Consider the following 21,523-nt stretch of genomic DNA (forward strand, 5'->3'; position numbering starts at 1 on the left):
CCGTCCTGGCGCCGCCCGGCGCGGGTTTCGAGAACCGGAGCGGAGCGGCCGTTTGGGGCCGTAAGCCCCGGAAGCGCAGAAAGCCGGGTCGGATGACCGCCGAAGTAGCATTCTCGAACGGTCTCTCAGGTCATCAGGGCGCGGTAGGCGAGCTGGTCCTCCGTCATACGCAGGAACACCTGGTACTTGCGGTCATGGAATACCCGCGTCGCCGGATCGGGCTCGATGATGCGGCCCGCGCGGGTCATCGCCGCCATGCCTTCGGTGACCGAGGCATAGGCACCGCCGGCGACCGCGCCGAGCACGGCCGCCCCAAGCAGCACCGCCTCCGGCTCCTCCGGCAGCACGATCCGGCAACCGGTGGCGTTGGCATGCTCGCGCAGGAACAGCGGGTTCTTGTTGTGGCCGCCGGAGGCCAGGATGGTGTCGATGCGGTAGCCGGTGGCGTTCAGGGTCTCGATGATGTGGCGGGTGCCGTAGGCCAGCCCCTGCAGGGTCGCGAGGTAGAGCCGGGCGAGATCGTCCGGGCCGGCCGACAGGCTCAGCCCGGAGATCATGCCGCGCAGGCTGCTGTCCGCCCGCGGCGAGCGGTTGCCGTGGAAGTCAGGATCGACATGCAGCCCTGCCGCCAGCAGGGCCGGATGCGCGACCGCCTCCGCGCGGGCCAGCGACGCAAGCCGTTCGTTCAGCACGGCGTAGATGCTGCCGGCTTCCGGCTTGAGTTCCGCATAGGCCGCATGGGTCTGCACCACGTGGTCGACCAGGCTGCCGACCGCGGACTGTCCGGCCTCGTTGAGCCACATCCCGGGCACCATTGCCGAGAAATACGGACCCCAGATGCCCGGCACGAAGCGCGGCTCGGCCGAGACCGTCATGTGACAGCTCGAGGTGCCCCCCACCAGCGCCAGCCGCTGGTCGAAGCCGGGATTGCCTGGCAGGGTGACGCCGATGGTGCCTATGCCGCCGGCATGCGCGTCGATGGCGGACGTGCCGATGGCGGTGCCGACCGGCAATCCCAGTTCCGCCGCCGCGGCGTGGCCGAGCCCGTCCCCCTGGGGGGTTCCGATCGGCAGCACGTCGCGACCGATACGAGAAAAACCCTCGTCGGCCAGCATGCCGAGCCCGATCGACCGGAAATACGCGTCGTCCCAGCGCTGCTCGTGGCCGAGATAGGTCCATTTGCAGACGGTGGAGCAGAGCGAACGCGCCTCGGATCCGCAAGCCCGCCAGGTGAGGTAGTCGGGCAGGTCGAAGAACAGGGCAGTGCGCCGGAAGGCATCCGGCAGAGTCTCGGCGAGCCAGAGCAGCTTCGGGGTCTGCATCTCGAGCGAAACCCGGCCGCCGACATAGCGCAGCACGTCATGGCCGCCGGCATTGATCCGCGCCGCCTGCGCCTCGGCGCGGTGGTCCATCCAGACGATGACGTTGCGCGCATCGTCGCCCTCTTCATTCACGCCGACCGCGGCGCCATCCGCATCCACCGCCACCAGCGAGCAGGTCGCATCGAAGCCGATGCCGCCGATCCGTACAGGTCCGCTCGTCGCGACGGCCCGCCGGACGCATTCGCAGACTGCCCGCCAGATGTCGTCGCCCGACTGCTCGACATGGTCCGGACGCGGTCGCCAGGTGCGGATCGGCTCGACATGCTGGCCGAGCGCGCGGCCGCTCGCGGTGAACACGCCTGCCCTGGCACTGGTGCTGCCCACGTCGACGCCGATGAAGGCAAGGTCGTCCGTCGGTGTCGCGCTCATTGCTGCGCTCATCTTGTCCTCCCTCGGGAGTGCCAGGATGACGCCGGAAGGAGCCGGGAGCAACGTCCCTGCCGGCGCATCCGGCGGACTTGACGCCTTCGCGGGAGGCTACGCATCGTGCAGCCCAACCAAGCGCGCCTGGGGAGGAACATCATGTATCTGGAAAAATACAAGCTCGACGGCCGTGTCGCGGTGATAACCGGCGGCGGTCAGGGCATCGGCTATGCCTGCGCCCAGGCGCTCGGCGAGGCCGGCGCCACGGTGATCCTGGGCGAGATCGACCCGGCGCGCTCCGCCCAGGCGGCGCAGTCGCTGCAGGCACTCGGGATCAAGGCGTTCGGCGAGACCCTCGACGTCACGAAATCCGAGCAGGTCGCGGCCCTGGCCGAGCGCGTCCGCGCCGCGCACGGCACGCCGCACATCCTGGTGAACAATGCCGGCATCGCCAAGAGCGACGTGCGCGCCGAGGACACCTCGGATGCGCACTGGCGCCTGCACATGGATGTCAACCTGGACGGCGTGTTCTGGTGCTGCCGCGAGTTCGGCCGCCTGATGCTGGCCGAAGGACGTGGCGCCATCGTCAACATGGGCTCGATGTCCGGCGAGATCGTCAACAAGCCGCAGCCGCAGAGCTTCTACAATGCGTCCAAGGCGGCGGTGCACCACCTCACCAAGTCGCTCGCCGCCGAGTGGGCCGCGCGCGGGGTGCGGGTGAATGCGGTGGCACCCACCTACATCGCAACCCCGCTGACCCTGTTCGGCAAGGAGAACAAGGAGATGTTCCAGACCTGGCTGGACATGACCCCGATGGGCCGCCTCGGCGAGCCGGACGAGATCGCCTCCACCGTGCTGTTCCTGGCGTCCGACGCGTCCAGCCTGCTCACCGGCAGCATCGTGCTCGCCGATGGCGGCTATACCAGCTGGTGAATACTTTTCCTGCACCCTGCTGGTTTCAGTCCGCGACGATCCGCACGACCGCCTCGTTGCGCCGCAGCGCGGGGATGGTCCAGGGCGGGTCGTAGAACCACTCGAACGGCTTGCCGTCCGGGCGCAGCCCGCTGCCAATGAGGGCGACAAGCAGCCTGGCCTCGGCGTCGCCAACCCTGGCTGGCGTGGGGGTTCCGGCATAGCGCAGCACCGCGACCGTCTCGGGGGGAACGTCCACCAGCGCGACAGCCGGGTTATCCGGCAGCGGCAGCGTCGCCAGCGTGCTGCCCGCCGGCATGAAGAACTGGACGCGCCACTGGCCGGCGCCGGTGCGCGCCTGTGCGACCGGTGCCGTCATGTCGATCGAGCGGGCGGACTGTGCGACCGGGGCTGTCATGTCGATGCTCTGCCTGCCGCGGTTTCCCCCAAAGATATATCCGGCGAGCCGCTCGAAGCCGGCGCCGCGCGCCCGGACCTCATCCCCTTCGACCACGGTCTCGGCGGCCACGCGCGGACCGTAGCGTCGGACCTGGACCGGTCCGAAGGTCCGCACGAGCGTATAGGACGGCTCGTGCACGGTGCGTATTCCGAACACCGAACAGCCGGTGGTCAGCAGCCCGGACAGTATCGCGACCATGACACCTCGCACCCAAGCTCCTATCCGGCTTGCACCAGCCAGTCCTCGGAGCGCAGCCCTGCAACCCGCACGAACTCGCCCAGGTTTCCCGTCACCACCACCAGGCCCCGGCTACGGGCATGGCCCGCGATCATCAGGTCATAGGCGCCGATCACGAGGCCACGACGCTCGAGACTGGCCCGGATGTCCGCCGTATGGGCGGCGGCGGCGCTGTCATAGGGCATGACGCTGAGACGGGCAGCGAAACGCTCCACCACCTGCCGGTTCTCGCTCGGCCGCGCCGACTTCTCGGCGCCGTAAAGAAGTTCGTACAGGACGACGTCCGAGATGCACAGTCCGCTGGCTTCTGCGTTGAAGCGGGTCCGCAGGCCTGCGGGCCGGTCCCGCATGACCCGAATGCAGAGGTTGGTGTCAAGCAGGTAGCGCAGCGTCAAAAGCTGTCGCGTTCCTGCGCCTCCGGCTGCCGGCGATCGCCCAGATCCACACCTGTTGCGTCGAAGAAGTCGTCCCAGGACGCATCGACCGGCACGATGATCCGGCGCGGCCCGTCCTGCACGATCGTCACCTCACGCACACCATCGCCAAACGCGACCGCCTTCGGCAGCCGCACGGCCTGCGAGCGATTGGACAGGAAAAGGGTTGTCTGAGCATTCAAGGCCAGTCTCCATATCCCAGAGGGATATACATACTTGCGCGCGTCAAAAAGTCAAGTGGAACAATCAGCGCCAGCGGCCGAAGGGCCGTCCTGACCGAGGTGCCAGGAGGCTGCCTGGAAACGCCTGATGCTGGATGAGAGCGGCCCGCTTGGGCCGCGGCCGGCGTGACGTTTCGAGCATCGGAGCGGAGCGGCCTCCTTGGCCGTGAGCACCGAAGCGCAGAAACGGCGCGTCGGATCGCCAGCAGCAGGCGTTTCCAGGCAGCCTCTCTCAGAGTTGGAGGGCTTGGGTTTTGACCAGCCTCGCATACAGCCCGTCTTGTTCCATCAGCTCCGCATGCGTGCCGCACTCCGCCGCCCGTCCGTCGCTGAGCGCCACCACCAGGTCGGCGGAGCGCACGGTGGACAGCCGGTGCGCCACGATGATGGTGGTGCGGCCAAGCCGCAACCGGGCCAGCGCGTCCTGCACCACCGCCTCGCTTTCGGTGTCCAGAGCGCTGGTCGCCTCGTCGAGCAGCAGCAGGCGCGGGTTGCGCAGCAGCGCCCTAGCCAGCGCAACACGCTGCCGCTGGCCGCCGGAGAGCCGCTGGCCGCCGGTGCCGACGCGGGTCTCGAACCCGTCGGGCAGCGCGTCGATGAAATCCTCCGCCGCCGCCGCCCGCGCCGCCGCGCGCATCGCCGCCTCGCTCGCCTCCGGACGGCCCATGCGTATGTTGGCGCCGACCGAGGTGTCGAACAGCAGCGTGTCCTGGCTGACATAGGCGATGGTGCCGCGCAGGTCGGCGAGACGCAGCCGGCGCAGGTCGATGCCGTCGAGCAGGATGCGGCCGCCGCTGGCATCGTGCAGGCGCGGGATCAAGGACAGCGCGGTGGACTTACCCGCCCCGGACGGCCCGACCAGCGCCACCGTCAGCCCGGGTGCGGCATCGAAGTCGAGCCCGCGCAGGCCCTCGCGGCCATCCGGATAGACGAACCAGACATCCTCGAAGCGCAGATGCCCGCGCCCCTCGGGCAATGAAACCGCGTCCGGCGCCTCCGACACATCCGGTGGCTCGTCGATCACGGTGAAGATGCGCACCAGCCCGGCCAGCCCTTCCTGCACCGCGGCGTTCAGCGAGCCCAGCGCGCGCAGCGGACGCGACGCCAGCAGCAGGGACGCGACGAAGCCGGAAAAGTCGCCGAGGGTCGCGCCTCCCGACGAGGCGCGCCAGCCGGCGAAACCCAGCACCGCGGCGACCGCGGTGCCGCCGAGCACCTCCAGCAACGGATCGACCCGGGCGCGGCCGCGGGTGATGCGCAGCAGCGCGCCATGCAGCAGGTCGAAGGAGCGGTCGGCGCGCTGCTCCTCGGCCTGCTCGAGGCGATACACCCGCACCGTGCGGGCCTGGGCGAAACTCTCGTTGAGCAGCGCCGCCGTGTCGCCGATCTGCTCCTGCATGCCGCCCGAGGCGCGCCGCACCCGGCGGCCGATGCGCTGGATCGGCAACGCGGCGACCGGATACAGCAGGGCCGCGATCAGGCTCAGCTCCCAGTCCATATAGATCATCGCCACCACCAGGCTAACCACGGTGACGCTGTCGCCGAGCGCATTCACGGCGCGGATCATCGCCTCGCGTATGGTGACCGCGTCGGTGGTGAAGCGCGCGGCGAGCTGCGCCGGCGCCTCGCGCTCGATGCGCGCCACGTCGGCCCGGATCAGGTGGGTGAACATCTTGCCCTGCAGGCCGCGTATGACGATCAGCACCAGGTTCTGCACGGCGATGGTCTGGCCGTATTGCGAGGCCGCCTTGGCGGCGGTGATCAGCACCACCAGCGCCGGCACCTGGTACAGGATGCGCGGGTCGTGGGCGGCGAACATGTCCAGCGCGCGGCTGATGACGAAGGGATACAGCCCGGTGAGGCCGGCCATCATCGCGGTCAGCACACCGACGGTCACCAGCCGGCCGCGATAATGCCGCACCTCCTCGCGCCAGAGCCGGCGCAGCAGCGCGACACTGGTCTGCTCCGCGGCGACCTCGGCCGGCACCGGCTGGTATCCGGTCCCACCCGCTCTCAGTGGCCCTGCATCCATCGCCGCCCGTCTAGCAGCCGGGGCGTCACCGTGAAAGCATGCCGCCGGCTCGGGCCGCGACAGCACGCCTGCAGCTACTGTCGCTGAAGAACGCCTGCGGCTAGGGCCGCCGCCCGGCAATGCGCAAGGCAGGCCGCATGGTCGGCGACGCAGCCGCCGGCCTGCCACCAGTCGCGGGTTGCTGCCAGCAGGCGCCCCACCGACGGGCCGGCCGGTACGCCGCTGGCGAGCAGGTCACGGCCGGCCAGCGGGAATACCGGCGGCTCGATGCGACGCAGCTGCTCGCGGACCTGCTGCCAGGCCAGCGGGTCGCCAGCATCCTCGATCAGCCAGCTGCGACCGAGCAGGATGGCGGCGGGCTCGTCGGCCAGCATCCGGCGCAGGGCGGCGTCGTCGAGCCCCGGGCGCGGCGCCGGCCGGTCGGCCAGCAGGTCCCCGAGCCGGACGCCCTCGGCGCCGGAGAGCTTGAGTGCCGCCGCGACCGGCCCCGCCGGACCGCACAGCAGCGCCGCCAGCCGCAGGACGGCATCGTCACGGCTCTCGTCAGGGAGGGTGGTGCGGGCCAGTCGACGCACCAGCTGCTCGGCGTCGGCGCCCCCGGGCAGCAGCCGATCGAGGATGCCGAGCGACTGCATCAGCAGCAGCGAGGCCGCCGGGTCGGTCGTGTTCGAGGTCGGGGCCAGCAGGATGCGGCGCAGTTCGGACCACACGCGCTCCGCCGACAGGCCGCCCAGCGTCGGCGCCGCCGCTGCGATCGCGGCGACCGCCTCCGGATCGGGCGCACCGGTGCCGTAGCGGGCCTGGAAGCGGAAGAACCGCAGCGTGCGCAGCGCGTCCTCCTCGATCCGGCGCGCCGCCGCGCCGACGAAGCGCACCCGACCGGCGGCGAGGTCGGCGGCGCCGCCGAAATAGTCGTGCAGCGCATAATCTTGCCGGACGGGGTCGCGCGACAGCGACATGGCATTGAAGGTGAAGTCCCGTCGCGCCGCATCCTCGCGCCAGTCGGCGGTCCAGGCGACGACAGCATGCCGGCCATCGGTCGCCTCGTCGCGCCGCAGCGTGGTGATCTCGATCGGGTGTCCCTGCAGCAGCGCGGTCACGGTGCCGTGCGACAGTCCGGTCGGGATGGCACGGATATGCGCCTCGCCCAGCCGGTGCATGACCTGCTCGGGCGGTTCCGGGGTCGCGAGGTCGATATCCGCCGAATTCCGCCGGGCCAGCAGGTCGCGGACCACGCCACCCACCAGACGCGCCTCCGGCAGTGTCCGCCAGACCTGGTCGAGTGCCCGGACCTGCTCGGGAGAAAGAGTGGCGAACAGTCGGGACGGATCGGGAATGGCGGCGCCGGCGCTCACTTTCTGTCTGGTATCAGCTTGGGTCTGGTGCCAGCGGGGCGTCGTCCGGTGTCAGTGGCCCGATCGGGAAGAACACGCCCTGGCTCCAGACGCCGAGGCAATCGCATCCCTGGCAATGACCACGCACCGCCAGCGCGGCCAGTTCGTAATAGACGGCCCTGGACACACGCGCCTGGATCGCCGACGCCCCGCTGCCGCGCACGTGCAGGTAGGGCGCCGGACCATGGCCCTCGGCGCAATGCGGCCGCTGCCAGTCGACCGACAGCTCGTGCTCGGGACCGGCGCAGACGATCTCGTCGACATTGGTCCTGAAGGCCAGCGTCTGATGCCGGCCGGCGCCCTGCCAGTCGAGTTCGACGGCGACGAAGGGCACATCCTCGACCTCGATCGAGCCGCGCTCGGCGGGTGTCTCGAGCCAGTAGATGCCGTGCTCGTCGCGGGCCAGCACGCTGGAGAACAGGCAGACCAGCGGCTTGCGCCGGATCGGCGAGCCCCGGTAGAGCCAGGTGCCGTCGCGCTGGATCAGGAACGGCAGCGCGCCGCACTGGGCTTGCCGTGCCTGGACCTGTCCAGGCTGGGCTTGCCGTGCCTGGACCTGCCGCGCCGCCGGCCGGAAGGCCCGCGGCTTGCCCGACGGGCGACACAGGTCCGCATCGAGACCGATGGTGCCCTGCAAATCCTGCGACGCCGGGCCGGACCGATCTGAACCCTCAGCACTCACACGCTCTTCCCATCGTGTCGACTTGCAGTGCCCTGGATATAGGGAGTGCTGACCGCTTGATGAAAGCCCCGGACCTGTCAGATTGAGCCGCGGGAGCCATGCTCCGGGCCACGCCGCCGGCGATGTTGTATCCAGGCATCACGGGCCGCCGAGCCGCGGGTCTCGACCCAGTTCAGCCAGAGGACGATGACGATTACCCAGCAGGACCAGACGGCCGCCCATCCGGACATCCTCGCGGCCCCGGACGTTCTTGCAGGCAACGACCCGGTCGCGAGCGCCGACCGGCTCGCCGCACGCCTCGCCGAGGTGCGCGCGCAGATCGGCCAGGTCATCTACGGACAGCAGCAGGTGGTCGGCGAGGTGCTGGTGTGCCTGCTCTCGGGCGGCCACGGGCTGCTGGTCGGCGCTCCCGGCCTGGGCAAGACGCTGCTGGTCGAGACGCTGGGCACGGTGCTCGGGCTTGCCGCCAAGCGGGTGCAGTTCACGCCTGACCTGATGCCGGCCGACATCACCGGCAGCGAGATCCTGGAGGAAACCCACGACGGCCGCCGCGGCTTCCGCTTCGTGCCCGGCCCGGTCTTCTGCCAGCTGCTGATGGCCGACGAGATCAACCGCGCCAGCCCGCGCACGCAGTCGGCTCTGCTGCAGGCGATGCAGGAGCGGCGGGTGGCGGTGGCGGGCCTCGACCATCCGCTGCCGCGGCCGTTCCATGTGCTGGCGACGCAGAACCCCATCGAACAAGAGGGAACCTATCCGCTGCCCGAGGCGCAGCTCGACCGCTTCCTGCTGCAGATCGACCTCACCTACCCGAGCGAGCCGGAGGAGCGCGCCATGCTGCTCGCCACCACCGGCGCGCATGCGGGCGTCGCCCTGCCGGTGCTGGGCGCCGGCGAGCTGGTGGCGGCGCAGACCCTGATACGTGCGCTGCCGGTCGGCGAGACGGTGGTGGATGCGATCCTGCGCCTGGTGCGCCAGGCGCGGCCGGAGAGCAGCGAGGACCGCCGGCTGTCACGCGACATCGCCTGGGGGCCAGGGCCGCGCGCGGCGCAGGCGCTGATGCTGGCCTGCCGGGCACGGGCGCTGCTGGATGGCCGGCTGTCGCCGAGCATCGACGACGTCGCGGCCCTGGCCCAGCCGGTGCTGCGGCATCGCATGGCGCTCACCTTCGCAGCCCGTGCCGAGGGCGCCACGCTGCCGAGCCTGATCGACGGCCTGCTGCAAAGGCTGGGGTGAGCGTCGCCACCTCCTGGCGGCGGTTGCAGCGCGGGTGGGCCGCGAGGGCTGATCACGCCGCGATGCCATCGGATCCGTCGCCCGGGTCATCGCCGCATCGCGGTCTCTCCGAGGCGCAGGCGCTCGGCGCGCGGTTGCCGGCCCTGCTGGTGGCCGCCGAGCAGGTGGCGAACACCGTGGCCCAGGGTGTCCATGGCCGCAGGCGGGCCGGCATGGGCGACAGCTTCTGGCAGTATCGCGCGGCGCTGCCGGGCGAGCCGGCTCAGCGCATCGACTGGCGCCAGTCCGCGCGGTCCAGCCGCGCCTATGTGCGCGAGATGGAGTGGGAGGCGGCCCAGACCGTCTGCCTCTGGCCCGACCTGTCGCCGAGCATGCGCTGGCGGTCCGGGCGCCACCTGCCGACCAAGCAGGAGCGCGCCGAGCTGCTGCTGCTGGCACTCGCAGCACTGGCGCTGCGCGGCGGCGAGCATGTCCGGCTCACGGTCGGAGGCGCCGGCGCGCGAGCCGAGCGCGTCTCCGGCCGGCACGCGCTGCAGCAGCTCGGCGACCAGCTCCTGCATGCCGGCGGCCGGAACCCGGGCGAGCGGAACCAGGCGGGGAGCCTGCCGGATCCGGCCCTGGAGCTGCCGCGCCGGGCGCGGGTGGTGCTGATCGGCGACCTGCTCTCGCCAATAATGGAGATCGAGGCGTTGTTCGTGCGGCTGTCGGCCATGCCGGTGAGCTGCCATGTGCTGCAGGTGCTTGATCCGGCCGAGCTCGACCTGCCGTACCAGGGCCGCATCCGCTTCGAGGGTCTGGAGGGCGAGGCGCCGATCCTGGTACAGCGGGCGGAGGATCTGCGCGAGGCGTATCGGGCGGCACTGCGGCGTCACCAGGACGCCCTCGCCGGGCTGTGTCGCGGCGCCGGGTTCGGCCTGACGCTGCACCTGACCTGCCAGCCGCCGCAGGATGCGCTGCTCGGCCTGCACCAGGCGCTGTCCGCGCCGCGCGCCGCGTCCGCTTCTGTCTCGCGACCAACCGCCGCCGACGCCCGGTGACGTTTCTCGCCCCCTGGCTCATGCTCGGCCTGCTCGCGCTGCCCGCTTTGTGGTGGCTGCTGCGCGCCATCCCGCCCGCCCCGCGCCGGCAGTCGTTTCCGGCGCTGCGCCTGCTCGAGGGGCTGGCGGCACGTCGGCAGGAGACGCGCCGGGCGCCGCTGTGGCTGCTGCTGCTGCGGGTGCTGGCAGCGGTGCTGCTGATTGCCGGGCTTGCCCAGCCGGTGCTGGTGCAGCACCAGGCGGCACGCCTCGGCCGCGGCAGCCTGCTGGTGGTGCTCGATGATGGCTGGGCGGCGGCGCCGGATTGGCCACAACGCATCGCGGCCCTCGATGCCGTCCTCGACCAGGCCGGGCGCGATCGGCGCCGGGTGACGCTGGTCGGCACCGCGCCGGCGACCTCCGGGGACGCCACGGGTCCGCGGCCGGCATCCCAGGTGCGCGCCGCCCTGGATGCCATGCGGCCCAGCCCGTGGAACACCGATCGCGCGCATGTCGCGCTCCCCTCGGGCGCATTCGGCCAGGTGGTCTATGTTTCCGACGGCCTGGCGACGCCAGGCGGTTTCGGCGGCGATGCCGGCTTCGCGCGGGCGCTGCGCCGGCTGGGTCCGGTCACCGAGCTGCGCGCCGAGCCGCAGGCGCTCCGGCTGCTGCTGGCGCCGGAGCCCCGGCCGGACCGGCTCATCGTCCATGTCGGGGCCTTGCCGCAGCCGATGCCGCGGAATTTCGTCGTCCGCGCCGAGGACGCGCAGGGCGGCGTGCTGGCCAAGGTCGAGGGGCGTATTCCGGCCGGGGCCGCCGAGGGCAGTGTCGGCGTGGTGCTGCCGGTGGAACTGCGCAACCGCATCGCCGAGCTGGCGCTGGACGGCGTTGCCGGCACCGGCGGCCTGCGCCTGCTCGACGAGGGCGATCGCCGCCGTCCGGTCGGGCTGATCGGCGGCGGCGGCTTCAGCGACACCCCGCTGGTCGGCCCGCTCTTCTATCTCGAGCGGGCGCTGTCGCCGGATACCGAGCTGCGCACCGGGGACGTGGCCACCCTGCTGTCGCGCCAGCTCTCGGTGCTCATCGCCCCGGACGGCACCCTCGACGACCCATCGTCCCGCGCGCGCGTCGCCGGCTGGGTGCGCGGCGGCGGCATGCTCGTCCGCTTCGCCGGTCAGCACCTCGCGAGCCAGCAGCAGGAGCCCGACCAGGCGCCGGATCAGGCGGCATCGGGGGCGGCGGACGCGCCGGAGGCCGCGACGCCGACTCGGATCGACGGCCTGCTGCCGGCACCCCTGCTCGGCGGCTCGCGCACCCTGGGCGGTGCGATGTCGTGGAGCCATCCGGCGACCCTGGCGCCCTTCGCCGCCGACAGCGCATTCGCCGGACTGGCGGTGCCGAGCGATGTCAGCGTCACCCGGCAGGTGCTGGCGCAGCCCGCTTCCGACCTCGACCGCCGCACCTGGGCCAAGCTCTCCGACGGCACGCCGCTGGTCACGCACGCACCGCTCGGCGCCGGCCAGCTGGTGCTGTTCCACGTCACCGCCACCGGCGACTGGTCCAGCCTGCCATTCTCCGGCCTGTTCGTGCAGATGCTGCACCGGCTGGTGGAACGCTCCGTGGGCCAGCTTGCGCAAGGCGGCGATGCCGTGCTGGCACCGTTCGCGACCTTCGACGGCGACGGCGTGCTCGGCACGCCGCCGCCCTCGGCGGTGGGCGCCGGTGCGCGCGAGTTCGGCCACATCGCCGCGTCCGCCGCGCATCCGCCCGGCCTGTACGGCCCGCGCTCCGATCGCCGCGCGCTCAATGCCGGCGACGGCCTGCCGCCGCTGGCCGCGAGTGCTGCTGTCGGCACCCCGTCCGATCTTGCAGGAAGGGTGCCGGATCGTCCGCTCGGCCCCTGGCTGCTGGCCGCCGGGCTGCTGCTGCTGGCGCTCGACCTGCTCGTCACCCTGCGTCTGCGTGGCTTGCTGCGCCCCGGTCGTCTGCGTCTGCGGGGGCGATCGGCCGGGGCCGCTGGCCTGCTGGTGCTGCTCTGGGTGGGCGCAGCTCCCGCGGCGGCCGATCCGGTGCCCGCCGCGGCAGAGGAGACCCGGCTCGGCTATGTGGTCACCGGCGACGCGCATGCCGACCTGGTGTCGCGCCAGGGCCTCGAGGGCCTGTCCAGCTATGTCAACGCCCGCACCTCGGCGGTGCTCGGCCATCCGGACGCGGTGCAGCCGGGACATGACGACCTCTCCTTCTACCCGCTGCTGTACTGGCCGGTGACCACCGGGGCGCGGCTCGATCCGGCGGCGATCGGCGCCCTGAACGGCTATATGAGCCATGGCGGCATCCTGATGATCGACACCCAGGAGGGCGCGGAACCGGGCAACCCGAACGATCCGGGCAGTGCTGCGGACGGCGCGCGCGCCCTGCGGCAGGCGACGCGCGGGCTCGACATCCCGCCGCTGGCCCAGGTCGCCACCGGCCACGTGCTGGCGCACAGCTTCTACCTGCTGCATGAATTCCCCGGACGCACCGTCGGCGCCCCGGTCTGGGTCGCGGCCGGCGCCGACCAGGGCAACGACAATGTCAGCCCGGTGATCATCGGCGCCAATGACTGGGCGGCCGCGTGGGCGGTCAACGAGTCCGGCGACACGCCGTATGCGGTCATCCCGGACGGCGACACGCAGCGCACCTTGGCCTACCGCTTCGGGGTCAACGCGGTGATCTACGCGCTGACCGGAAACTACAAGGCGGACCAGGTGCATGTCCCGGCCCTGCTGCAGCGGCTCGGCGAATGAACCGGGCCTCGCTGTTCCAGCCTGGTGCCTATCATCGCGCTGCGGAGACGGTCTCCGGCGGCCTGTCGCATGTCTCCTCGATCAGCCTGGCGCCGCTGCTGCCGATGCCGGTGCTGCTCGGCCTCGCGGCGCTCTGCCTGCTGGTGCTCGCGCTCGGCTTCGCGCTGCGGGCGGGCGGCACGGTCTGGCGGCTGCTCGGCTTTGCGGTGCTGCTCGGCTGGCTCGCCGGCCCGCATTTGGTGCGCGCGACCTGGCAGGCACTGCCGGAGACCGCGCTGCTGGTGCTGGACCAGACCGGCTCCATGGCGGTCGGCCGGCGCGCGGCGATCGCCGATGCGGCGGCCGCCCGGCTGCGCGAGGCGGCGGACCGGCTGCCCGGTCTCGCGCTGCGCACCGTCCTGGTGCCGCCGGCCGCCCCCGGCAGTGGCGGGGGCACCCGCCTCTTTTCCGCCCTGGCCCGGGCGGAGTCCGACATTCCGGCCGGCCAGCTGGCCGGCGTGATCGCGGTGACCGACGGCCAGGTGCACGACGCGCCATCCGGGCCGGTTCCGGCGGCCAACCGGGGGGTGCCCCCGGTGCCGTTCCACGCCCTGATCGTGGCGTCCGGCGAGCAGACCGACCGCCGGCTGCGCGTCCTCTCGGCACCGCCATACGCGATCATCGGCCATGACGCGACGCTGCGCGTGCAGGTCGAGGATCTCGGTCCCGACCCGCAACATGGTGCCCACGGGGGGGCCCACGCGACGCTCAGCCTGCGGCGCGACGGCGAGGCGCCGCTGACCCGCGAGGTACAGGTCGGCGTCGCCCAGGACATCACGCTGCCGGTCACCCATCCCGGTCCGATGCTGGTGCAGCTCACCGCGTCGGCCTTGCCCGGCGAGGTCTCGACCCTGAACAACCAGGCGGTGGTGCAGATCAACGGCGTGCGCGATCGGCTGCGCGTGCTGCTGGTGTCCGGCGCCCCGAACCAGGGCGAGCGGGTCTGGCGGAGGCTGCTGAAGGCCGACCCGGCGGTGGACCTGGTGCATTTCACCATCCTGCGGCCGCCGGACAAGGACGACACCACGCCGCTGAACGAGCTGGCGCTGATCGCCTTCCCGACCCGCGAGCTGTTCCAGGAGAAGATCGACAGCTTCGACCTGATCATTCTCGACGGCTTCGAGAATCGCGGCATCCTGCCGCTCGCGTACCTGCAGAACATCGCCGATTTCGTGCGCGGCGGCGGCGGTCTGTTGCTGACCGCCGGCCCCGAGTTCATCGGCCGCGGCAGCCTGCAGGACACGCCGCTCGGCGACATCCTGCCGGTGCACGTCCCCGAGGAGGGCGGCCTGCTGCAGCAGCGGTTCCAGCCGGCCCCGACCACCCTGGGCCGCCGGCATCCGGTGACCGCCGACCTGCCGCAGATGCCGCCCGCATCGGTTGCAAACTCAGGGAGCGACACCGGCTGGGGACCCTGGTACCGCGCCTTGCGGGCCGACCAGTCGCATGGCGAGGTCCTGCTCGACAGCCCGGATGGCGCCGGCGGCAAGCAGCCGCTGCTGGTCCTCGACCATGTGGATCGCGGACGCGTCGCGGTGCTGCTGTCGGACCAGATCTGGCTGTGGTCGCGCGGCGAGGGCGGCGGCGGCCCGCAGGCCGAGCTGCTGCGACGGATCGCGCACTGGCTGATGAAGGAGCCGGACCTCGAGGAGGAGCAGCTGCTGGCCCGTATCGAGCAGGGACGTCTGCTGGTGACGCGCCGCTCGATCGACGAGCAGGTCGCGCGCAGCGTGCAGGTCGTGGCCCCCGACGGCAGCCAGAGCCGCCTGCAGCTCACGGATGATCGCGCCGGGATGCTGCGCGGCAGCGTCGCCCGCGCTGATGCGCCCGGGATCTGGGAGGTCACCGACGGCACCCGGCACGCCTATGCCGCAGCAGCGCCCGATGATCCCCAGGAGATCGCCGACCTGCGCGCCACCGCGACGAGGCTGGCCCCGGTGGCGGCACGCACCGGGGGCGCGACCGGCTGGCTCGGCGATGATCCCACGCATGTGCAGGTGCCGCAGCTGCGCCTGGTGGCAGCGGGTGCTGCGGCGCACGGCTCCGGCTGGATCGGGCTGCCGCGCACCGGCGCGCATGTCGTGACCGGCACCCGCACCGATCCGCTGCTGCCGGCCTGGCTGGTGCTGCCGGTGCTGCTGGCCCTGCTGTTCGCCGCCTGGCGCCGCGAGGGACGCTCCTGATCCCCCCGCTCTTGATACCGCGGTGAACTCCGGCGGTCGGCTCTCTACCGCCTGAGCGTGAACGCCGAAACGTAGCGCGACGTGTTGGCCTTGGTGATCAGCACGCAGTTGAACAGCTGCTTCTCGTGCGGCACGCCGGTCTTGCCGGTCTTGAGGAACTCATTTGCCTCGTCGACGGCTTTTGCCGAGAAGATGGCAACCGGCTGGAGCACCGTGTACTGGAGCTCGCCCGCCTTGATCGCCGCCACGGCATCGGGCGAGCCGTCGAAGCCGCCGACCTTGATGCTCGACAGCTTGCCTGCCTCCTTCAGCGCCGCGATGGCGCCGAGGGCCATCTCGTCGTTGCCGCTGATCACGCCAATGATGTCGGGATGCGCCTGCAGCAGGTTCTGCATCTTGTCATGCCCTTGCGTCCGGTCCCAGTTGGCAACCTGCGAGCCGGCCCTGATCAGGCCCGAATACTGGCTGAGCACCGTCTCGTAGCCGTTCGAGCGGGTGGCGGCGTTGTTGTCGGACGGCGAGCCGAGCAGCTCGACATAGTTTCCCTTCTGGCCGACATCCTTCACCCAACGCTGCGCCCCGAGTGCGGCACCCTGTGCGTTGTTGGACACCAGCTGGGCTTTCGCCAGGCCTTCCTGGTTGATCTCCGCGTTGACGAGGAACACCGGGATGTTGGCCGCGATGGCCTTCTTGACCGCGCCGACCGAACCGCTCGCGTTGGCGGGATCGAGGATGATCGTGACGGCATGGTTGGTGATCGCGGTGTCGATCAGGTTGCTCTCGGTGTTGGTGTCGCCCTTGGAGGCGCTGACGTTGGCCGTGTAGCCCAGCTTCTTGGCTTCCGCGGCGGCGACTTGGCCCTCGGTGAGCCAGTACGGGTTGGAGGGGTCGTTGACGATGATCGCCATCAACCCACCCGCCGCCCGGGCCGGCGCCATCGCGCCCCCCAGGACCGGCAGGCCGAGCGAGACGGCGGACATCATCAGCAGGGTTCTTATCTTCGACACTTTGTTACTCCCTTTGGAATGTCGTGGAACTTCGTTGAACGCTAACCCGGCTGCGGCGTCGGGGGCCGGGCGGCGGCATTCGACCTCGCCTTCGGACGACGCTTGTACTGGACGGCGTTCAGCAGCACGGCGAGCACGATGACGGCCCCGGTGAACACCGTCTGCCAGTAGGACGAGATGCCGATGATGACCAGCCCGTCGGACAGGAAGCCGATGACGAAGGCGCCGAGCAGCGTGCCGCGCACGTTGCCGCGGCCACCGGTCAGCGCCGCGCCGCCGATGACGACGGCGGCGATCGCCGTCAACTCGTAGGACAGTCCGGCGGTCGGGCCGGCCGATGTCAGCTGCGAGGAGAGGATCAGGCCGGCGGCGGCAGCGCAGACGCCGGACAGGACATAGACGGAGACCTGGACGGTTTTCACCGGGACCCCGGATAACTCTGCCGCACGCTCGTTGCCGCCCGATGCGTAGAGCCAACGCCCGAAGGCGGTCCGGCTCAGCATCGTGTTGGCAAGCAGCGAGACGACGACCAGAACGAGAACCCCGATCGGAACGCCGAGCAGGTGGTTGAAGCCGAGCCAGTTGAAGCCGGTGTTGCCGAGGTCCGGCCGGCCGCCAAGATTGTTGTAGGTGAGCCCGTTGGTGATCAGTAGCGCCGCACCACGCGCCACGTACATGACGCCGAGAGTCGCGACGAAGGCGGGAACCTTGAAGCGCGCGACCAGAACGCCGTTGACCAAGCCTACGATTCCGCCAACCAAGCAGGTCAGGATCACGACGACCCAGACCGGCGGAAACAGCACGATGCCGAGCGCATTCAACGTGACACCCTGCATCAGGAAGCCTGCGACGACGCCCGAAAGCCCGAGCGTCGAGCCGACCGACAGGTCGATGCCGCCATTGAGAATGACGAGCAGCATGCCGATCGCCAGGATCCCGAAGATGGCGACGTGCGAGGCCATCGTGAGGAAGTTGCCGACCGAGAAATAGTACGGCGACAGGATCGAAAACACGATGATGATCACGATCAAGGCGAAGAAGGCCCGGCCTTCGAGGAGCAGCCGCCCGATCTCGAGGTTGCCCAGCGAAGCGGCTGCGCCACGGCGTGCCGGCGGCGTGCGTGTGTCTGACATGGGCGGACCCTTGGCTTGATTGAGTGTCAGTGGACGACGGCTTCGCCCGAGGCGGCCATGATCTCTTCCTTCAAGATATCGGGTCCGAACTCCGCCGAGATCCTGCCTCTGCGCATCACGACGATCCGGTGCGCGACGCTCAGGCATTCCTGCACTTCCGACGTCGAATAGATGACGGCGAGGCCTTGTCTCGCCTTCTCGCCGAGCAGCCGGAAGACCTCGGACTTGGCGCCGATATCGATGCCGCGGCTGGGCTCGTCCAGCAGGATCGCCTTGGGCTCGGTCGCCAGCATCTTGCCGATGACGACCTTCTGCTGGTTGCCGCCGGAAAGCGAGCCGATCGCGGCCCCGCCGCCGGCGGTCTTGATGTGCACGTTGCGTATCGACGCGTCGACCAGCACCTTCTCCCGGGGGCGGGAGGTCAGGATGCCCTTGACGAACGAGCGGATGCTGGCGAGCGACAGGTTCTCGCCAACCGACATCGTCTGCACGAGCCCGTCGCGCTGGCGGTCTTCCGGGACCAGCACCAGTCCCTTGCCGATGCGCTCGGCGATGCTCAGCCCGGCGAGCTGCTGGTTCTGCAGCAGGACATCGCCGCTCGCGATCGGCACCCGCCCGGCGACGGCCTCCAGCAGCTCGGTGCGTCCCGCGCCCATGAGGCCGTAGATGCAGACGATCTCACCGGCGCGGACATCGAGCGACAGGTGATCGACCGCCAGGTTGTGCGCCTGCGTCGTGTCGGCAACGCAGACGTCGCGAATCGACAGCGTGACGTCGCCGAACGCGTATCCGGTCGGCGGTGACCCGCGGTCGTAATGATCTCCGACCATGTTGTGGACGATCCATTGCAGGTCAATATCCTTCGCCGGCGCCGTCGCGGTCACCGTGCCGTCGCGCAGGACGACCGCATAGTCGGTGACCTGCAGCGCCTCCTCGAGATGATGCGAGATATAGACGATCGAGACACCACGGCTGGTCAGGTCGCGGATGACCTTGAACAGCACCTCGACCTCGGTGGCACTCAGCGCCGATGTCGGCTCGTCCATGATCAGGATGCGCGCGTCCACCGACAGGGCACGCGCGATCTCGACGATCTGCTGCTGGCCGAGGCGCAGGTCGGCGACCAGCGTCGAGGGCTCGATGTCTTCCTCGAGCTCCTCCATCAGGGCCCGCGTCTGGCGCGCCTCTTCCGCGAAATCCACGCCGGTTGCGGTGCGCAGCTCGCGACCGAGAAAGATGTTGTCGCGAACGCTGAGGTTCGGCGCCAGGCTCAGCTCCTGGTGGATGATCGAGATGCCGCTGTCCCGCGCTTCCACGGTGGAGGCGAAGGTGACGCGACGGCCCTCTAGCTCGATATCCCCCGAGGTTGGCGTGATGACGCCGGACAGGATCTTCATCAGGGTGGACTTACCGGCGCCGTTCTCGCCGAAAAGTGCCGTGACCTTGCCGCGGTGGATGTCGAAGTTCACGCCCTTGAGGGCGTGGGTGCTGCCATACACCTTGGCGATGTTTCTTGCCGAGAGCACGACGCTACCCGGAACCGGAACAGCATTGGACGCCATGCTCATTGGACGTCCAGCCTCACCGGAGTCACCACCCAGGTGCCGGGATCGGTCAACTGGAACACGCCGACGACCGACAACGTCTTGCCGGTGAGGTGGGCGGCGTCGATCTTTGCGACGACCTGCTTCTTCATCTCCTTGTTCAGAGCGGAGCCGGCATTCTGGTACTCGATCTGGTTGCTGAACTGCCCGAAGGTGATCGTTCCGGTCGCATCGCGCAGATCGGTTCCGACGATCGCAGGCCCGGTCTGGACCGTGACATGCACGCTGTCCGGAACTCCCGGCACCGCGATATCATAGACGCCGGAATCCTGGCTGCCCGCGCGGCCCTTGAAGCGGACGGAGAATTCCGGTCCGGCATCGGCGGCGACGCCATATTGCTTCTCGGCCGCCGCCTGGTCCTTGGCGATGGCGTCGGCCAGGGTAGCGGCGTCGACGGCGCGGCTCTCGACGGCGGCCTGCACCTTCGGAAACTCGGTGTGGCCGTACGCCGCGGGCGAGAAGGTTCCAGGCGCCACGTCCGCCGCCGAGCCGATGCGTACGACCTTGGTGTCGAGAGCCATGGCCGCAAGCAGCACGACCGCCGCACCCGCAGCGAGGGCGAGCGTCATGTTCGGCTTCGCAAGTGCCGTCATCACGGGACCAATATGATCTTGATCGAGCCTTCGCCCTTTTTCATCAGGTCGAAGCCGTGCCTGAACTCGGCGAGCGGCAGCGTGTGCGTCACCACGCCCTCGGTCGGCAGGCGGCCGTCGCCGATGGCGGCGATCGTCAGCGGGTAGCAGTACGGTCCGAGATGCGCGCCGTACAGGTCGAGCTGCTTGCGGTCGCTGATGATCGACCAGTCCGCCGTCACCTCGTGGCCGAACACCGAGAACTCGACGAAGCGGCCGAGCTTGCGGATCATGTTCAGGCCTTGCGTCACACTGGATTCGTGCCCGGTGGCCTCGATATAGACATCGCACCCGTAGCCGTCGGTCAGCGACTTGACCGCGCCCACCACGTCCATCTCGAACGGGTTCATCACGATGTCGGCGCCAAACTTCTTCGCCAGGTCGAGCCGGTCCTGCTTGCCGTCCAGCACGATCAGCTTGGATGGGTTCTTCAGCCGGGCCGCACCGACCATGCCCAGGCCGAGCGGCCCGGCGCCGGACAGCACCACCACGTCGTCGAGCTGGATCAGGCCGCGATTGACCGCATGCACCGAGCAGGCATACGGCTCGGCCAGCACCGCCTTTTCCAGCGGGATGCTGTCCGGCACCTTGTGCGTGCGGCTCTCCTTGGGGAACCGCATGTATTTGGCCATGCCGCCATTGACGTTGTTCTGGAAGCCATAGACGTCGTGCCGCTCGCACATCCAGTATTCGCCGCGGCCGCAATAGCGGCAGTGCTCGCACGGCACGATCTGCTCGGAGATCAACCGGTCGCCGACCTTGTGCAGGCCGCGCCGCGCGACGTTCTCGCCGATTTCGACGGCGCGCCCGACGAACTCGTGCCCGGGGATCATCGGCGCCTTGACGTAGCGCGCCTGGCCCTTGTTGTCGCCCCAGAACGACGGCGCACCCTGGAAGGTCTTGATGTCGCTGGCACAGATGCCGCAGGCCTCGACCTCGATGATGATGTCGTCCGGCCCGGCGCGCGGCACGTCGACCTCCTCGAGCCGGTAGTCGCCGGGCGCATAGGCGACGACCGCCTGCATGCGCTTGGGCAGCTCGGCGCCCGCCGGCCTCGTGGTCTCGATCACGGTATCCATCATGGCGTCCTCTCGCGGGATCGAAAGAAGTTGGTCAGGCAGGCTCGAGGCGCTGCAGCAGCCCGTCGGCCAGCGCCTGCAGGATCAGGTTGCACGAGCAGGCGCCGGCATCGAGCGTGCCGCGCGACCGCTCGCCCAGCCGCGCCGCGCGGCCGAGCCTGGCCACCATGTCGCGCGTGCCCTCCAGGCCGGCGGCACTGGCGGTCTGCAGCGCCTGCAGGCTGGCCGCGAAATCCCGGCCGTCCTTGGCGGCCGCGATGAACGCGTCGCGCGCCGGCACCAGCACATCGATCAGCGTCTTGTCGCCGACCTTCGCCTCGCCGAGATCGACGATCGCCGCCTCGCCGGCCGACAGCATGGCCGCGAACCGGTCGCGGTCCAGCGTGCTCGTGCCGTCCAGCGCCTCGGCCATCTCGGTGAAGAACGAGCCGTATAGCGGGCCCATCGAGCCGCCGATGTCGCCCAGCAAGGTGTCGCCGATGGTGGCAAAGCCCTCGCGCAGGTCGAATGATTTGCTCTCCAGTCGCTCGATGACGAGCCGGAACCCCTTGGCCATGTTGATGCCGTGATCGCCGTCGCCGGTGGCGCCGTCGATCTCGGACAGCAGCGCCTGGTTCTCGATGATGATGGCGGCGATCCCGGTGGCGATCGGTGCGGCGTCGGCGAGTGTCACGGTCTGTTGCATCGTGGTGCT

General features: G+C 70.2%; 18 protein-coding genes. 5 read left to right on the forward strand and 13 right to left on the reverse strand.

Features of this window, described 5'->3' with window-relative positions:
* Window positions 1-125: 125 nt before the first annotated feature.
* Window positions 126-1,763: an FGGY-family carbohydrate kinase gene (locus tag ACQY4O_RS11545; RefSeq protein WP_428376515.1), complete on the reverse strand. Its 1,638-nt coding sequence runs from the start codon at window positions 1,761-1,763 to the stop codon at window positions 126-128.
* A gap of 141 nt (window positions 1,764-1,904) precedes the next feature.
* Between ACQY4O_RS11545 and ACQY4O_RS11550 the strand changes: the two genes are divergently transcribed.
* On the forward strand, window positions 1,905-2,678 hold the full coding sequence (locus tag ACQY4O_RS11550; RefSeq protein WP_428376516.1) for an SDR family NAD(P)-dependent oxidoreductase: 774 nt from the start codon (window positions 1,905-1,907) through the stop codon (window positions 2,676-2,678).
* A gap of 25 nt (window positions 2,679-2,703) precedes the next feature.
* Here ACQY4O_RS11550 and ACQY4O_RS11555 read toward each other — a convergent pair whose 3' ends face one another.
* From ACQY4O_RS11555 to ACQY4O_RS11580, 6 genes are all read right to left on the reverse strand, one after another.
* Window positions 2,704-3,315, reverse strand: coding sequence for an SOUL family heme-binding protein (locus ACQY4O_RS11555; RefSeq protein ID WP_428376517.1), 612 nt, complete (start codon window positions 3,313-3,315; stop codon window positions 2,704-2,706).
* 20 nt (window positions 3,316-3,335) lie between these two features.
* Window positions 3,336-3,749 carry a type II toxin-antitoxin system tRNA(fMet)-specific endonuclease VapC gene (vapC, locus tag ACQY4O_RS11560; RefSeq protein WP_428376518.1) on the reverse strand — a complete coding sequence of 138 codons (414 nt, stop codon included), beginning with the start codon at window positions 3,747-3,749 and terminating at the stop codon, window positions 3,336-3,338.
* Entirely contained in the window at window positions 3,746-3,970 is a 225-nt protein-coding gene (gene vapB / locus ACQY4O_RS11565; RefSeq protein ID WP_428376519.1) for a type II toxin-antitoxin system VapB family antitoxin, read from the reverse strand. Before vapB ends, vapC begins: the two co-directional genes overlap by 4 nt.
* A 271-nt stretch (window positions 3,971-4,241) precedes the next feature.
* On the reverse strand, window positions 4,242-6,041 hold the full coding sequence (locus ACQY4O_RS11570; protein ID WP_428376520.1) for an ABC transporter ATP-binding protein: 1,800 nt from the start codon (window positions 6,039-6,041) through the stop codon (window positions 4,242-4,244).
* Between the two features lie 74 nt (window positions 6,042-6,115).
* Window positions 6,116-7,396, reverse strand: a complete 1,281-nt coding sequence (locus ACQY4O_RS11575; protein ID WP_428376521.1) for a CCA tRNA nucleotidyltransferase — start codon at window positions 7,394-7,396, stop codon at window positions 6,116-6,118.
* Between the two features lie 13 nt (window positions 7,397-7,409).
* Window positions 7,410-7,931: a DUF1285 domain-containing protein gene (locus ACQY4O_RS11580; protein ID WP_428378178.1), complete on the reverse strand. Its 522-nt coding sequence runs from the start codon at window positions 7,929-7,931 to the stop codon at window positions 7,410-7,412.
* A 372-nt stretch (window positions 7,932-8,303) separates the two neighbouring features.
* On the opposite strand from ACQY4O_RS11580, the gene ACQY4O_RS11585 reads away from it, so the two are divergent.
* The 4 genes from ACQY4O_RS11585 to ACQY4O_RS11600 all read left to right on the forward strand — a co-directional run bounded on the left by ACQY4O_RS11585 (window position 8,304) and on the right by ACQY4O_RS11600 (window position 15,374).
* Window positions 8,304-9,350: an AAA family ATPase gene (locus ACQY4O_RS11585; protein WP_428376522.1), complete on the forward strand. Its 1,047-nt coding sequence runs from the start codon at window positions 8,304-8,306 to the stop codon at window positions 9,348-9,350.
* A 62-nt stretch (window positions 9,351-9,412) separates the two neighbouring features.
* Entirely contained in the window at window positions 9,413-10,387 is a 975-nt protein-coding gene (locus ACQY4O_RS11590; protein WP_428376523.1) for a DUF58 domain-containing protein, read from the forward strand.
* On the forward strand, window positions 10,384-13,152 hold the full coding sequence (locus ACQY4O_RS11595) for a DUF4159 domain-containing protein (RefSeq protein ID WP_428376524.1): 2,769 nt from the start codon (window positions 10,384-10,386) through the stop codon (window positions 13,150-13,152). The genes ACQY4O_RS11590 and ACQY4O_RS11595 overlap by 4 nt, the downstream gene beginning before the upstream one ends.
* Before the next feature lie 104 nt (window positions 13,153-13,256).
* Entirely contained in the window at window positions 13,257-15,374 is a 2,118-nt protein-coding gene (locus ACQY4O_RS11600; protein WP_428378179.1) for a VWA domain-containing protein, read from the forward strand.
* Window positions 15,375-15,418: 44 nt separating this feature from the next.
* Here the strand turns inward: ACQY4O_RS11600 and ACQY4O_RS11605 are convergent, their stop codons facing one another.
* From ACQY4O_RS11605 to dhaL, 6 genes are read right to left on the reverse strand one after another with little or no spacing between them, the layout of a single operon-like run.
* Window positions 15,419-16,381 (reverse strand): D-ribose ABC transporter substrate-binding protein, encoded by a 963-nt coding sequence (locus tag ACQY4O_RS11605; protein ID WP_428376525.1) that lies wholly within the window; start codon window positions 16,379-16,381, stop codon window positions 15,419-15,421.
* Between the two features lie 41 nt (window positions 16,382-16,422).
* Window positions 16,423-17,514, reverse strand: a complete 1,092-nt coding sequence (locus ACQY4O_RS11610; protein ID WP_428376526.1) for an ABC transporter permease — start codon at window positions 17,512-17,514, stop codon at window positions 16,423-16,425.
* Between the two features lie 26 nt (window positions 17,515-17,540).
* The gene (locus tag ACQY4O_RS11615) at window positions 17,541-19,076 is read right to left on the reverse strand and encodes a sugar ABC transporter ATP-binding protein (RefSeq protein ID WP_428376527.1); all 1,536 of its coding nucleotides are present in this window, start codon (window positions 19,074-19,076) and stop codon (window positions 17,541-17,543) included.
* A gap of 2 nt (window positions 19,077-19,078) precedes the next feature.
* Entirely contained in the window at window positions 19,079-19,711 is a 633-nt protein-coding gene (locus ACQY4O_RS11620) for a DUF2291 family protein (RefSeq protein WP_428376528.1), read from the reverse strand.
* The gene (locus ACQY4O_RS11625) at window positions 19,711-20,832 is read right to left on the reverse strand and encodes an alcohol dehydrogenase catalytic domain-containing protein (RefSeq protein ID WP_428376529.1); all 1,122 of its coding nucleotides are present in this window, start codon (window positions 20,830-20,832) and stop codon (window positions 19,711-19,713) included. The genes ACQY4O_RS11620 and ACQY4O_RS11625 overlap by 1 nt, the downstream gene beginning before the upstream one ends.
* 31 nt (window positions 20,833-20,863) lie before the next feature.
* Window positions 20,864-21,514, reverse strand: coding sequence for a dihydroxyacetone kinase subunit DhaL (dhaL, locus tag ACQY4O_RS11630; RefSeq protein WP_428376530.1), 651 nt, complete (start codon window positions 21,512-21,514; stop codon window positions 20,864-20,866).
* Between the last annotated feature and the right edge of the window lie 9 nt (window positions 21,515-21,523).

It is taken from the genome of Lichenicoccus sp., assembly GCF_965277665.1.
GTDB lineage: Bacteria > Pseudomonadota > Alphaproteobacteria > Acetobacterales > Acetobacteraceae > Lichenicoccus.

Excerpts from the sequence above, each read along its gene's own strand:
- ACQY4O_RS11545 (WP_428376515.1), bottom strand. The coding sequence starts at position 1,763 with ATGAGCGCAGCAATGAGCGCGACACCGACGGACGACCTTGCCTTCATC.
- ACQY4O_RS11550 (WP_428376516.1), top strand. The coding sequence starts at position 1,905 with ATGTATCTGGAAAAATACAAGCTCGACGGCCGTGTCGCGGTGATAACC.
- ACQY4O_RS11555 (WP_428376517.1), bottom strand. The coding sequence starts at position 3,315 with ATGGTCGCGATACTGTCCGGGCTGCTGACCACCGGCTGTTCGGTGTTC.
- ACQY4O_RS11570 (WP_428376520.1), bottom strand. The coding sequence starts at position 6,041 with ATGGATGCAGGGCCACTGAGAGCGGGTGGGACCGGATACCAGCCGGTG.
- ACQY4O_RS11585 (WP_428376522.1), top strand. The coding sequence starts at position 8,304 with ATGACGATTACCCAGCAGGACCAGACGGCCGCCCATCCGGACATCCTC.
- ACQY4O_RS11590 (WP_428376523.1), top strand. The coding sequence starts at position 9,413 with ATGCCATCGGATCCGTCGCCCGGGTCATCGCCGCATCGCGGTCTCTCC.
- ACQY4O_RS11600 (WP_428378179.1), top strand. The coding sequence starts at position 13,257 with ATGCCGGTGCTGCTCGGCCTCGCGGCGCTCTGCCTGCTGGTGCTCGCG.
- ACQY4O_RS11610 (WP_428376526.1), bottom strand. The coding sequence starts at position 17,514 with ATGTCAGACACACGCACGCCGCCGGCACGCCGTGGCGCAGCCGCTTCG.
- ACQY4O_RS11615 (WP_428376527.1), bottom strand. The coding sequence starts at position 19,076 with ATGGCGTCCAATGCTGTTCCGGTTCCGGGTAGCGTCGTGCTCTCGGCA.
- ACQY4O_RS11620 (WP_428376528.1), bottom strand. The coding sequence starts at position 19,711 with ATGACGGCACTTGCGAAGCCGAACATGACGCTCGCCCTCGCTGCGGGT.
- ACQY4O_RS11625 (WP_428376529.1), bottom strand. The coding sequence starts at position 20,832 with ATGATGGATACCGTGATCGAGACCACGAGGCCGGCGGGCGCCGAGCTG.
- dhaL (WP_428376530.1), bottom strand. The coding sequence starts at position 21,514 with ATGCAACAGACCGTGACACTCGCCGACGCCGCACCGATCGCCACCGGG.